Annotated in this window: 11 protein-coding genes; 8 read left to right on the top strand and 3 right to left on the bottom strand. The window is 49.8% G+C overall.

The annotated features are described in order from the left end of the window. Positions 1-25 precede the first annotated feature (25 nt). On the top strand, positions 26-1,153 hold the full coding sequence (locus tag I8U17_RS00745; protein WP_052154185.1) for a S8 family peptidase: 1,128 nt from the start codon (positions 26-28) through the stop codon (positions 1,151-1,153). 156 nt (positions 1,154-1,309) lie between these two features. Further along, positions 1,310-3,283, top strand: a complete 1,974-nt coding sequence (locus tag I8U17_RS00740; protein WP_052154186.1) for a peptidoglycan D,D-transpeptidase FtsI family protein — start codon at positions 1,310-1,312, stop codon at positions 3,281-3,283. Between the two features lie 300 nt (positions 3,284-3,583). Here I8U17_RS00740 and I8U17_RS18675 read toward each other — a convergent pair whose 3' ends face one another. Next, positions 3,584-3,928 (bottom strand): hypothetical protein, encoded by a 345-nt coding sequence (locus I8U17_RS18675; protein WP_033101018.1) that lies wholly within the window; start codon positions 3,926-3,928, stop codon positions 3,584-3,586. A 92-nt stretch (positions 3,929-4,020) separates the two neighbouring features. On the opposite strand from I8U17_RS18675, the gene asd reads away from it, so the two are divergent. From asd to I8U17_RS00720, 3 genes are all read left to right on the top strand, one after another. Next, positions 4,021-4,911, top strand: a complete 891-nt coding sequence (gene asd, locus I8U17_RS00730) for an archaetidylserine decarboxylase (protein ID WP_052154187.1) — start codon at positions 4,021-4,023, stop codon at positions 4,909-4,911. Continuing rightward, positions 4,883-5,488 (top strand): rhomboid family intramembrane serine protease, encoded by a 606-nt coding sequence (locus tag I8U17_RS00725; protein ID WP_033101019.1) that lies wholly within the window; start codon positions 4,883-4,885, stop codon positions 5,486-5,488. Before asd ends, I8U17_RS00725 begins: the two co-directional genes overlap by 29 nt. A gap of 117 nt (positions 5,489-5,605) precedes the next feature. After that, positions 5,606-6,847 carry an MFS transporter gene (locus I8U17_RS00720; RefSeq protein ID WP_198055218.1) on the top strand — a complete coding sequence of 414 codons (1,242 nt, stop codon included), beginning with the start codon at positions 5,606-5,608 and terminating at the stop codon, positions 6,845-6,847. Positions 6,848-6,894: 47 nt separating this feature from the next. Here the strand turns inward: I8U17_RS00720 and I8U17_RS00715 are convergent, their stop codons facing one another. After that, positions 6,895-7,221: a DUF4870 domain-containing protein gene (locus I8U17_RS00715; RefSeq protein WP_033101020.1), complete on the bottom strand. Its 327-nt coding sequence runs from the start codon at positions 7,219-7,221 to the stop codon at positions 6,895-6,897. 110 nt (positions 7,222-7,331) lie between these two features. On the opposite strand from I8U17_RS00715, the gene I8U17_RS00710 reads away from it, so the two are divergent. Further along, positions 7,332-7,814, top strand: a complete 483-nt coding sequence (locus I8U17_RS00710; RefSeq protein ID WP_052154189.1) for a gamma-glutamylcyclotransferase family protein — start codon at positions 7,332-7,334, stop codon at positions 7,812-7,814. A gap of 56 nt (positions 7,815-7,870) precedes the next feature. After that, positions 7,871-9,241, top strand: coding sequence for an aldehyde dehydrogenase (locus I8U17_RS00705; protein ID WP_370589193.1), 1,371 nt, complete (start codon positions 7,871-7,873; stop codon positions 9,239-9,241). Between the two features lie 47 nt (positions 9,242-9,288). Here the strand turns inward: I8U17_RS00705 and I8U17_RS00700 are convergent, their stop codons facing one another. After that, a complete protein-coding gene (locus I8U17_RS00700) occupies positions 9,289-10,137 on the bottom strand; it encodes a sulfurtransferase (RefSeq protein WP_198058954.1) in 849 nt (282 codons plus the stop codon). 165 nt (positions 10,138-10,302) lie between these two features. Between I8U17_RS00700 and I8U17_RS00695 the strand changes: the two genes are divergently transcribed. Further along, the gene (locus tag I8U17_RS00695; RefSeq protein ID WP_198058900.1) at positions 10,303-12,933 is read left to right on the top strand and encodes a DUF2339 domain-containing protein; all 2,631 of its coding nucleotides are present in this window, start codon (positions 10,303-10,305) and stop codon (positions 12,931-12,933) included. The last annotated feature ends 43 nt before the right edge of the window (positions 12,934-12,976 follow it).

Here is a 12,976-nt window from a genome sequence, read left to right as displayed (position 1 = left end):
TGAGTGAAGATGGGAGTGAAAAGCGATGTCTAATCCAAAATGGCTGCTCCCTTCATCAGATCAAGCAATACATCGGAGACGGCGGGTTCGAAAAATTTTTTATCTCCGGGACGGAACCCAGCTCGATCGTTATGTGGAGGATATGAAACGGTCAGGGATACGGCCGATTCGTTTTCTCACTCATTTGGGGATCGTCATCGGTGAATATTTTACGCCTTCCGCTTCGCATGTGATGGATGGACATCCGGCGGTGGAGTATACAGAACAGGATATTCGCATAACCATAACCGAACCGATTGTGGGGACGGTCACTCCCCCCTATGAACAAAAGATTCCCTGGGGGGTAGCCATGGTTGATGCCCCGAAGGTTTGGCCGATCAGCCGGGGGCGCGGGGTGCGAGTAGCGGTTATCGACACGGGAATTGCTGCCGATCATCCGGCAATCCGCGATAACTACAAGGGGGGAATCAATATTTTATCCCCGCATTTTTCCCCGACAGACTATAATGGCCATGGCACCCATGTGGCGGGGATCATCGCCGGCAGAATGGCGGAAACAGGAATTGTGGGCGTGGCCCCGCGCACGCATCTGTACGCGGTCAAAGCGTTCAACCGCAAGGGAAGTGCCAATTTGTCCGATCTGTTGAGCGCGATCAACTGGTGCATTGAAAATAAAATGCAAATCATCAACATGAGTTTCGGCATGGACAAATTAAGCGAATCACTGAAACAAGCAATACAAATTGCCCATCGTAAAGGGATTATCATGGTGGCCGCAACCGGAAACCAAGGATTGACGGCGAAAATTGATTTCCCGGCGCGCTATCCGGAGACGATTGCGGTCACTTCTGTCTCAAAAGACGGAAATCTCTCTTTTTTCAGCAATTACGGCAAAGGGGTTGACCTCGCTGCTCCTGGAGATCGAATTCCCTCTGCCTGGTTAAACAATTCCAAACGGGAAATGAGTGGAACGTCAATGGCAGTTCCGCATGTTACCGGAACGATCGCACTTTTATATCATCTCAATCCATCGCTGAATCCGGAACAGATCCGCTACATTCTGACACAAACTTCAATCAAATCGGGAAAAATCGGCATCGGTGTGATCAACTCATATCAGGCCATAAAGTTTTACCGGAAATTCTGGAGCTGAAAAATTCGTTTGTCCCGCAGCCTGCACAATATGTGACTGCGGGACATTATCGTCAAAGAAGGTTGGAAAACCGCTTCTCTGTCCCGGCATTTTTTGTGATAAACTAATACTCGTATCTAAATTAAGCATTAGACAAATAAAGGGTTGATCATTGCAATGAAGAAATTAAAGCAAAGATCAGCTTTAAATGGGCTGTTTTCACAGCGCTTGCAAAGTTTATGGTTGATCGTCGTCTTGCTTTTTGTCATCCTTACCCTGCGCCTGAGCTGGATTCAACTCGGGTCAGGAGAAAAGTACAACCAGTTGGCTGTGGAAAATAACTTCAAACAGATTCCCATCGTGGCTCCGCGGGGAAAAATGTATGACCGGTCAGGCAAGCTTCTGGTCGGAAACCAGTCGCTCTATTCCGCCATTTATCTGGAACCGGACAGCAGCCCCGAAGAAAAAATGGCCACGGCGAAACATCTGGCCCAAACGCTGCACATGCCGCTCGCCGATGTCTTAAGTGCAATGGATATCGGCCGGGATGCTCACGGCAAGCATGTGATGCGGAAACAGCCGCCGTATTATCCGAAAAAAATCAAGGACCGGCTCACTTCCGAAGAGGTGGTCAAAATCTCGGAGAATCCGGATCTGTTCCCCGGAGTCAATATCTTCACCGAGCCGCTTCGCCAATACCGAAACGATACCTTTGCTGTACAGACGATCGGGTATGTACGCCCCTACGCCGGCGCGAAAGAAACGATGGACAAATACAAACAAGCGGATGGCAAGTCAAATCAAGGCGGGTATGTGGACTGGGAACAGGTCGGGGTAGACGGTCTGGAGTACAGTTACCAAGATGTATTGCGCGGGCAAAACGGCTATCGTCTGGTCCGGGTCAATTCGACCGGCAAACTGGTCGATGTGCTGAAAGAGGTAGAACCGAAGCCGGGAGACAATCTTTATCTGACCCTGGATGAGAAAATGCAACTGGGGGCGGAGAAGTTCATCGCCGACCAACTGAAGAAACTGCAAACGTCTGGTGGTTCAAACCGGGCTCCGTACGCCAAAAATGCCTACGCTGTCGCAATGGAAGTCAAGACCGGGAAAATCCGCGCCATGGTCAGTTACCCTGATTACGACCCCAACATATGGAATGATCGGGTAACGGAAAAAGATTACCGCAATCTCAGCTATGTGATCCGAAATGGCACTATCCGCGAGGCACCGTATGATGCGCGTAATTCCAGTCATCCGGATAAAGAGTATGCCAAACATCCGTTATCGGTTCTTCCTTTGGGTTCAACCTTTAAACCGCTGATGGTGCTGATGGGGCTGTCGAAGGGATTGATTTCCCCGGAAACCGTATGGCGGGATGCCGTTTCATTTTATTACGCTAAGGCGACGCCGCCGATTCATAATTCGGGCGGCCACGATTACGGATATCTCACACCGGAAAAAGCGTTGCAAAAATCCTCAAATACCTTTATGGCCTGGTTGGGAACCCGGTGGTACAAACGGGATGGAATGAAGGTGATTCAGGAGTTTCGCAACTTTACACATCAATTTGGCTTGGGGGTTAAAACAGGTGTTCCTCTCCCAGGAGAGCAGGACGGTTCGGAAGACTACCTGCTCACGGCCAAAAAATATTCGGGTTTGGGCGCGATGGCTTTGGCTTCATTTGGTCAAGCCCAGCGCTATACGACGATGCAGTTGGCCCAATATACGGCAACCCTGGCGAATAAAGGAGAGCGGCTTCAGCCTCAGCTGGTGGATAAAATTGTCAACCCCAATACCCATGAAGAGAAAGTGATCAAACCGAAGGTGTTGAATAAGGTTAACATCAAGCCGGAGGATTACAATACCGTCCTAAAAGGGATGATGGATGTCACGCATGCCGGAGGTACGGCTGCCGGATTGTTTGATGATCTGCCGTTTGAAGTTGCCGCCAAAACGGGAACTTCAGAGCAGGACATTCCCGGCAGAGGAAGAGTGAACAACTCGGTCTTCATCGCTTTTGCTCCGGCAAAGGATCCGAAAATCGCGGTGGCGGTTGTTGTCCCGGAAGGCGGATACGGAGCCACTGCAGCCGGACCGATCGCCAAGTATCTGATCACTTCCTATTACGAACAATTTATGAAAAAATAAGCGGGGTGTATGGGAAGAAGAGACTTCGCCTGTTTCCCCGTTCGGGACTTACTTTTTAACGGTGATGAATGTCGATTGACACATTTGCTTTGGTCAACCTGGGAGAAATGAAACGGATGGGCTTTTAAATTGAGGAACAACCGGCAATTTCGGAGCAAAGACGGAAAATACGCGGTGTTTATTTGCCGCAGAGATACTTGCATTCGTGCCAAAAAGAGCAAATGGAACGGTGCCAACAAGCAGAAATAAGTCCCATCTACCTGAGCAGATGGGACTTATCTGTAAAGAAGTGATACGCAATTATTGTTTGTTTTTTTGAGCCATGGATTGGCTGTTTTGTTGGCGAACTTGTTGTGCGCTAGTTTCGGAAGCGAATTCGTTTTTGTAAGCAGCTGCTTTGGTGTTTTGTCCGGCAGCGGAAGCGAATTCGTTTTGGAAACCTTTGTTTGCAGCGCTTGCGCTTGCTCCGGCAGCCGAAGCAAACTCATTTTGGAAACCTTTGTTTGCAGCACCTGCAGCACTTGCGCTCGTACCGGCAGCGGAAGCAAACTCATTTTTATAGCTTTGATATCCACCCGGGCTTTGTTTGGATGCCTGGTTTTGGGCACGAACTTGTTGTGCATTGGTTTTGCTTTGTTGATCCATTCGTATCACCTCCTGTTAGATAGAGTGCCCGGGGGCAGGTGATTTATTTCTCCCTTTTTTTGCCAAGCTCATCAAAACCAAAGGAGGCTTTTATGAAGCAAACGGTATCAACGATGTTTTGGCGGTGCTTACCGAAAAAAGCAATATCCCGGCTGATGGGGAAGTTTGCCCGGCATCCGCTCAGCCGCCATCTCATACCTGTCTACATCCGTTATTTTGATATTGATCTCGAGCCGGTTCGCAAACCGTTGCATGAATTCCAAAACCTGCTTGATTTTTTTGTCAGGGAACTGACACCTGAAGCCAGGCCGATTGCCGCAGGGGATGACGTGATCGTGAGCCCTGTTGACGGAACCGTTTCCCAGGCCGGGCAGATTGAGAAAGGCACTCTGATTCAGGCGAAAGGGGTAGACTATTCGCTTGATCAGCTTTTGAATGATCACCCTTCCTTCGTCCGCAAATTGCAAGGGGGACAGTTTCTTACCATCTATTTAAGTCCGCGCGATTACCACCGGATTCATATGCCGGTTGAAGGTGTCATTCGTGAATGCTCCTATATTCCGGGGGAATTATATCCGGTGAATGAAACAGGAGTCAACCTGTTTCCGGGTCTGTTTACGATCAATGAACGAATCGTTTCTTACATAGAAACCCAATTCGGCTGGATGGCGCTTGTCAAGGTTGGCGCAACCAACGTCGGCAGCATCAAGGTGGAATATGATGACAATATCGTCACCAACCCCGATTGCAAGTGCGCGGCTTTCCACAAGTGTTATCAGTCACCGCAAGTGCTGGACAAAGGAGCGGAATTGGGCCGGTTTGAATTTGGCTCCACCGTCATTCTGCTGTTTGAACCAAAGAGCATCAAATGGATGATTTCGCCTGAGCCGGGAATCAAATTAAAGATGGGACAGGCCATTGCAGAAGCGGTCAAAAAAAAGGAGGACGACCGGGATGCTTCGCCACACGTTGATTCCCCTTAAGCGCTTTCCGCAGGTTTTCCCCGTTGTGACCAGCATCATCCTTGTTCAAACCATTGTTTTTGTCATGATCCTCCTGTCAGGAAAAGCGAACGATCCCTCGACCTGGGGACGATACGGGGCTTTTGTCGGTTGGCGGATTGATGAAGGGGAATATTGGCGGTTAATTTTTTCACTGTTTGTTCATGTGGATTTCATGCAGTTGTTCGTGGTTGCGCTCTCCATATACATATTGGCTCCGCAGTTGGAATGGTTTTTTGGAAAGCTGCCCTTCTTGTTTCTTTTTTTGGTGACGGGTTTCTTTGGAAATCTGGGCGTTTATCTGATGGGAACCGAAGGGGTTTACACCGGCGCTTTTGAATCGATATACGGCCTTGTCGGTGTTTATCTTTTTTTGTATATCCGCGGGATGATTCATCCGCTCCTCGGCAGGGGATTGCTCGTCATCTTGATCATCAATCTGGTCTTCGATTATCATTTTCTGTTTGCCCATATCCTCGCCCTTTTAAGCGGGTTTGTGTTTGCCGCGATCTTTATTCAATATAAGCAGATGAAAGAAAATCAAGATTCCGAGCAGTAAAAAAGACGGCCGGCATGATGGTGGTGAAAACCGGACATGCCTGGCCGTCATCCGCTTTTACAAAAAAAGTGCATGGTGCAGGAGAGTTCTTGGTTAAGCTAAGACTGGTGAGAGACAATGCACATCTTTGGTAGAACTGACCGGCTTGATCGGGAAGCTTGGTTGCTTTTGCTCATGAGTGGTCTGTTTGCCATCGCATCCGCTCTGTCCAGTTCGTTTGTCAATATTTATTTATGGAAACTAAAAAACGACTGGATTCTGATCAGTTGGTTCAATACCATTCATTATGGCTCAGCCGCTGCCACTTTTGTGTTGGCCGGCTGGATGACCAAGCATATCGAGCGGGTGATTGCAATTCGCTTGGGAGTAGCCGGTTTGTCAGTTTTTTATCTGTCTGTCTTATGGTTGGGCACGAAAGCCGTCGATTATATATTCTGGCTGGGAATTCTGATGGGAGTGGGATCGGGGTTTTTCTGGCTGGCGTTTAATGTTCTCTATTTTGAAATCACCGACCGGAAGAATCGGGATGTGTTTAACGGAGTCAATGGTTTTCTCACATCGGTTGCCGGGATCGTGGCCCCGTTTATTTCCGGTTACATCATCAGCCATATGGGGAAGTTTGCGGGTTACCGCATCATTTTTGCGGTTTCGCTAGCCATCTTCATCAGTGCCGTGATGGTCAGCTTTTTTTTTAAATCCCGCCGCACCCGCGGGGAGTATCAGTTGCTTCCCGTTCTGAAACTGGCCGGGACGCGGGGCAGCAATTGGTACTGGGTGAGTTTGGCCATGGCGGCGCAAGGGTTGCGCGAAGGCATTTTCACCTTTTTGATCAGTTTGCTCGTTTTTGTGGTGACGAAAAATGAATGGGAATTGGGCGGTTTTTTTACGGTACAATCGGCGGTTTCCTGTCTTGGATTTTTTATTGTCAGCCGTTATATGAAACCGGCCCTTCGTTACCGTTTTCTCCTGATCGGGGCGGCGATGATGGGGATTCTCATCCTTCCCCTCGTCGTCTCTCTCAGCAGTGGATCCCTGTGGATTTTGGGGGTCGGCGCTGCCTTTTTCTATCCTTTTTATGCGGCTCCGCTCATGGCCTCCGTCTTTGATGTGATCGGTGCCACGGAGAGAGCGGCGCGGCGGCGGATTGAATGTGTGGTTTCACGGGAATTGGCCCTGAATCTTGGCCGGATCACGGGGATTCTCTTTTTTATCTGGTGGATGAGTACCTTCCCCAATCTTTTTCAGATTCGCTGGTTTGTGCTGATCATCGGATTTACGCAATTGTTGGCCTGGCTGGCCATCCGGCATGTACCTGTCGGAACGGGGGAAATGGTAAAGAAGGTTGCCGGCCGTCCCTGAAGGCGGTGGAAGCATGCGGGCACCCATTTGGGAATGCCCGCTTTTTTCTAATGGCGATGCACGATTCCGCTTGTGACGGGGTAGTGGTAAAGTTGCCCGCCGATCGTGCGAATGACGGCCATGATGGTTGCGCAGAAGGCAAAGAGCGAGATGAGGGGAATCAGCAAAAATCCGATCAGCACCAGCGTCAGAACCGCGCTCACCGCCACGGCGACCAGTGAGAACAGATGAAATGCGAACGCTTCTTTGGCGTGGTGCTGCACAAAAGGCGAATTTTTTTTCGCCATCATCAAGATGACAGGAAGCAGAAAAGGAAAGAAGAAAAGGCTGGCATGGCATAAAACCGCAAAAATTTTATCTTCCGTTGTAACCATTTGATTCACCTTTCGAATGAAATGAATTAAAATTCAAAATATAGGGTTCGCCTTTTAATCTTCTCTTAAATTTAAACGATGATGGTTTGTTTTACAAGGGAGGAATTCAGGTGATTTATTACTTTGCCTATGGTTCGTGCATGGACGAGCAGAGCTTTGCCCAAACGGTCGGAAAGGATCATTATGAAGTGGCGGGAGCAGCAGTCCTGAAGGATTATCAGCTGGTCTTTAGTGCATTCAGCAAGAAACGGAATGGAGGGGTGGCCGATCTGGTTTTTGCGCCGGGCGAAGAGGTGGAAGGCGTCTTATATCGGATCACGCCTGAAGCATTGGAACCGTTGGATGAGCGGGAGGGGGTTCCGAGCGGCAAATATAAGCGAATGGATGTCCACGTTTGCTTTCAGGAGCAGCTGGTTCGCGCAATGACCTATACGATTGTGAACAAAGAACAGGAAGAGATCAAGCCGAGCAAAGAATATTTGCAGCTGATTTACAACGGAGCGTCCCGCTTTCTCAGCGACGCCTACCGGACGAGATTGGCGGGGGAATGGTCGAGCAAATTCGGCATTTCCGATTTTTTGCAGGAAACATAGTTCCGGTTTGCGTTTGCATGGTTGGAGAGAATTCGGAATGGGAAGGAGTACGGCCAGTGGATCATTTGCGGGAGCTGCTTGCCAAACAGAAGGCTTTTTTTCACGAAGGGAAGACAAGAGAGACACCGGTTCGTTATGAACGACTCCGCCTCTTGCGTGATGCGATTCGCCGCTATGAACCGGATATTATCACCGCACTGAGAAAAGACCTGAATAAGTCCGAGTATGAAACCTATTTGACGGAATTGGGCGTCATCTATGAAGAAATCAAGTATGTGATGAAACATCTGAAAACGTGGACGAAGCCGAAACGGGTCAAAACTCCTTTGATGCTGTTCGGTTCCAGAAGCTATATCTGTCCCGAACCGTACGGGGTCAGCCTGATCATTTCTCCTTGGAATTACCCGTTTCAACTTACGGTTTCCCCGCTGATCGGTGCCATCGCTGCCGGCAACTGTGTCGTGCTGAAGCCTTCCGAGCTGGCGCCGCATACCGCCAAAGTGATAAACCAGATGCTGACAGGCATTTTTGAGAGCGAGTTCGTCGCAGTCGTGGAAGGTGGCGTTGAGACCAGTTCGGCATTGTTGGATCTGCCGTTTGACCATATCTTTTTTACGGGCAGTACCCGTGTGGGGAAAATCGTGATGGAAAAAGCGGCCCGATCGCTCACTCCGTTCACCTTGGAACTGGGTGGAAAAAGCCCGGTCATCGTCACGGAGGACGCCCATATTGATCTGGCGGCGCGACGGCTGGTGTGGGGGAAATTCATCAACGCAGGGCAAACCTGTGTCGCGCCGGATTTTCTCTATGTTCATGAAAAAGTGAAAGAAGCGTTGATAATTCGGATGAAAACGGAAATTTCCCGTGCTTTCGGCGAAAACCCCCTGGTCAACCCCAATTATACGCGCATTGTCAATGAGCAGCATTTTGCCCGTCTGTCCGGCTTCCTGAACGACGGGAAAGTGATTTATGGCGGGCAAAAGGATGAAGAGAAACTTTTGATCGCCCCTACTTTACTGGACGAAGTCACATGGGAGATGCCGGTGATGCAGGAAGAAATTTTCGGGCCGATTTTGCCTGTTTTTTCATATCAGGAGATTGACGAGGTTATTCAGGTGATTCGTGAGAAGCCGAAACCCCTGGCTTTATATCTCTTTACGGAAAACAGGGAAACCGGGAAAAAAGTGATCGAATCCGTTTCGTTCGGCGGAGGGGCGATTAACGATACACTGGTTCATCTGGCAACGCCGTACCTGCCGTTTGGTGGCGTGGGCCCGAGCGGAATCGGAAGCTATCACGGCAAATTCAGTTTTGATTGTTTTTCGCACCAAAAGGGCATTGTAAAACAATCGACGAAAATCGATTTCCCGTTTCGTTACCACTTCAGCCAAAGCGGCTTGAAGTTGCTGAAAAAGATGATGAAGTAAAAAAGGGGCAATGATCATGCCCCTTCTTGGCGTTTTCATTGGCTGCCTCAACCGTTGCCTTTTTCCGGCCCTGTCGCAATCGGATTTTCTTTATGGGAAATCCAGTCGCTCCAGCTCCCCGGATAGAGTTTCACCCGCGTAAATCCGGCTTCTTTCAGTGCGAGCACATTGGGCGTGGCTGTTACACCGGAACCGCAGTAAACAATCATTTCCTTATCCTTGGGCAAAGAGGAAAAATGATGTTTCAGTTCCTCTTTGCTTTTCCATTGCCCGTCCGGACGCAAAACATCTTTCCAGAAGAAGTTTACGGCCCCGGGAATATGGCCGGCGACGGGATCAATCGGTTCCTCCAGACCGAGATAGCGGTTAAGTTCCCGCGAGTCGATCAGCAGAGTATCTTGACGGTTCATTTTTTGTTTTACCTCGTCCTGATCCGCAGCCATTTCCGCTATGATGTGCGGTTTAAAGCTGCGCGGTGTGGGGGAGGGAACCTCGGCGGTAACGGGGTAACCGCGTTCTTTCCACAGCTGAAACGTGCCATTCATCACACTGACCTTCGGATGGCCCAGATATGTCAGAAGCCACCAACAGCGGGCAGCCATACATCCTCCCTGATCATCATAGGCGATGACATGAATGTTCTCGTCCACTCCGATCGCGCTCAGAGTCTTGGCCAGGTCTTCGGGGTCCGGCAAGGGATGGCGTCCTCCGTGCTGTTGGATTTTGCCGGACAGATCCTTTTCCAGATCAAGATAAAAGGCACCCGGCAAATGCTCCTGCCGGTAAGCCTTTTCTCCCGCTTCCGGACTGCCGAGCGTAAACCGGCATTCAACGAGCAAAACCCGGGGGTCGTTCAGGTGTTCATGCACCCAGCTCATCTCAACCAAATTCATGATCTTTCCTCCTTCGCTCTCCTCTGAATATTGTAACAAAAAGCACTCGGGCAACATACCCGGGCGCTGGCTGGAAAAATTCAAATGAAAAGGAAATAGTTTACCCAGAAAATTCGTAAATCAATTATAATAGGATAAATGTTGATGAAAAAGGGGGTAAGACAACGCTTGAATTTTTTCATGTGGTTATTGTTGCTTCTTCTGTCGGCCGGATGGATTTATTTGTTTCTCACCGTCAACGAGCTGAAAAAACGGGTGATACGGATTGAGAAACAGATGAAGCCGCAAGCGGAGCCGGCCGAAGCTTCACAACCGGCTGCGAAACCGGAAAAACCGATGCCCGGCCAGCCCGTCGCAGCCAAACCGGGTATTCCCGTTCCGGACAAACCGTCTGTTCCGGTTCAGTCTGTGCCGAAAAAAGAAGCAAAAGCGAAGAAGCCGAGCCGTCCGAAGCGAAACAGGAAAGAATGGGAGTATCTGATCGGCGGGCGCTGGCTCAACCGAATTGGAGCCGTCGCTTTGGTCATCGGCCTGGTCTTTTTTGTGAAGTACGCTTTTGATCATCATTGGGTAAACGAAATCGTTCGCGTCCTCATGGGGGGAGCCTTCGGAATTTTGCTCCTGGCAGGCGGGCGCCATTATTATCGGAAGCAGTTGCCCATTTTCGCCCAGGGGCTGATCGGGGCAGGCACTGCCACCTTATATGCTTCCGTCTATGCCGCTTTTGATTTTTATCATTTTTTGTCATTCGGCATGGCGATTCTCCTCATGTCGCTGGTAACCATGTTGGCGTTATGGCAGGCACTCGTTTATGATTCACTGGCCATTTCCCTGCTCGGTTGGATCGGGGCCTTTATCACCCTGCCGGTGTTGGGAGCTGATCCTGGCAATCAAGTGGGCCTGTTTACTTATCTGGTGTTTGTCGCCCTGGGCATGGTATTAATCAGTTTGAAAAAAAGGAATTGGACCATTTTATATCATCTGACACTTTATGCGATCTATGTCTGCTGTTTTGCTCTGATGACGTCAAGCTCCCATTCATGGCATCTGTTATATTTAACAGCCTTCTGGCTGATCTTTTACCTGTACGAGCTGGCAGTGGCGCGCAAGCCGGGGGTCTGGCCCGCCGCCCATTTGGTGACCGCCAGCTTTAACGCCTTTTTCATGCTTCTCGGCCTCCTTATACTGCCGCTTCATCATGCGGTATGGACAGGAGAGAAAGTCTATCTTTTCAGTGTGGCCTATTTGCTGCCGCTGGCCTGGCTCAAATGGAAGCGGCGGGAACGGGAGTTTTCCAAGACAGAGCGAAACCGTTACGGTTTTACTTTTCTTTTTCTCGTTACGTTGGCCGGCATGATCAAGTGGAATGGGCTGGCACTTGCCAATGTCTGGACGATCGAGTCGTTTGTGCTGGTTTGGCTGGCTTTGAGGGAAAAAGTGAAGCAAGCTTTTTATTTTGGAACGGCGCTCTACGGGATTGCGGCCTTGCTGCTCCTCGGCTGGACAGCTGAAATCTTGTCATTGCATCATTGGATTCCGGTGTGGAACCGGGAAACATTTTCTTATTTCCTGTGGGCCGGGATGGTCACATTTCAGGCCTGTCAGATCAGAAAAAGCCGCACCCCCGGATGGGAGCCCTGGTTTGAAATTTTTTATACCGGCAGCGCCATTATGCTGTTCTTCTGGCTGTCGAACGAAATCAACATTTATTTTGACAGATCTGCCCGGACAGGGTTCTGGGAATTGAACCGCTATTTTGTCTTATATATGATCTGGGCATTATACAGTTTGCTCGTTCATGAAACCGGGCTGAGACAGCGGGTGCGCGTGTTGGTCCCCGTCTCCTGGGGCATGATGTTTCTCGCGCTCGTCTCCGTCGCCGTCTGGGGAATGGCGGATCAGCCGCTCTCTTCCTTTGTTCCTGTTTTCAATATGCGTTTTCTCGCCTTTCTGGTTGAGATCGGTTGCGTCATTCTCATGCTGTGGCGCGGCAGGAAGGCTGAACCGCTCCCATCCTTGAAGTGGGCTCCGGTTTTGTTGCTGGGAGCGCTCCTGGTTTTGCTGTTTGAAATCGTCACATTGGAAGTGGGAGGGACATCAGACTATTTTGCGCCGGCGTTTGGTGATTATACCCGGGCCCAATGGTACAAGGGATTTTTTATCTCCCTCAGCTGGATTGGATACAGTCTTTTGTGCGTGTGGCTCGGCAGGAGTTTCCGGCAGAAACTGATTTTGTTTTTCGCCTGGGGAAGTCTTGGTTTGGGCGTGTTGTCGGTCATGTTTCAAGGGCTGTTTTTGCCGGCGCGGATCAATTGGATGCCGGTGATAAACATTCGTTTTGCGGCCTTGTTCATCTCCGCCGCCTGTCTGTATTTGTACCAATCGAAAGGGAAGGCTTTGGAGGCCAAACGAATCTGGGTGCTTCTCGCGCGGATCCTGTTGGTCGTACTTTTGTTTGAATTAATTACGGTTGAAATCAGCGGCATTTTTGCGCACCGTTTGTGGGACCTCAACACCGACAATCCGGTTTTGCAACATCAAATCGAGAATCAGAAGCAGCTCGCGCTGTCCATTTCCTGGATCTTTTATTCGCTTCTGTTGATGCTGACCGGGATTTGGCGAAAATGGGCCTGGCTGCGCTGGTCGGCCATCAGCCTGTTCGGGCTTTCCATCCTGAAAATCTTTTTGTTTGATCTCTCCTCGATTGAGACGCTGTACCGCATTGTCTCGTTTATGGCGCTCGGCGTCATTCTGCTTGCTGTTTCTTATCTCTATCAGCGGTACAGGGAACGGTTTTAGCACTTCACGACCCGGCCCGGCGATTTTGCGGCAGCCTTTGCGA

Origin of the sequence: Thermoactinomyces sp. CICC 10521 (assembly GCF_016055135.1) — a bacterium.
Taxonomy (GTDB): Bacteria; Bacillota; Bacilli; order Thermoactinomycetales; family Thermoactinomycetaceae; genus Thermoactinomyces_A; species Thermoactinomyces_A daqus.
Note: the sequence above shows the minus strand (reverse complement) of the source record. Positions and strands in the feature narration are given on the sequence as shown.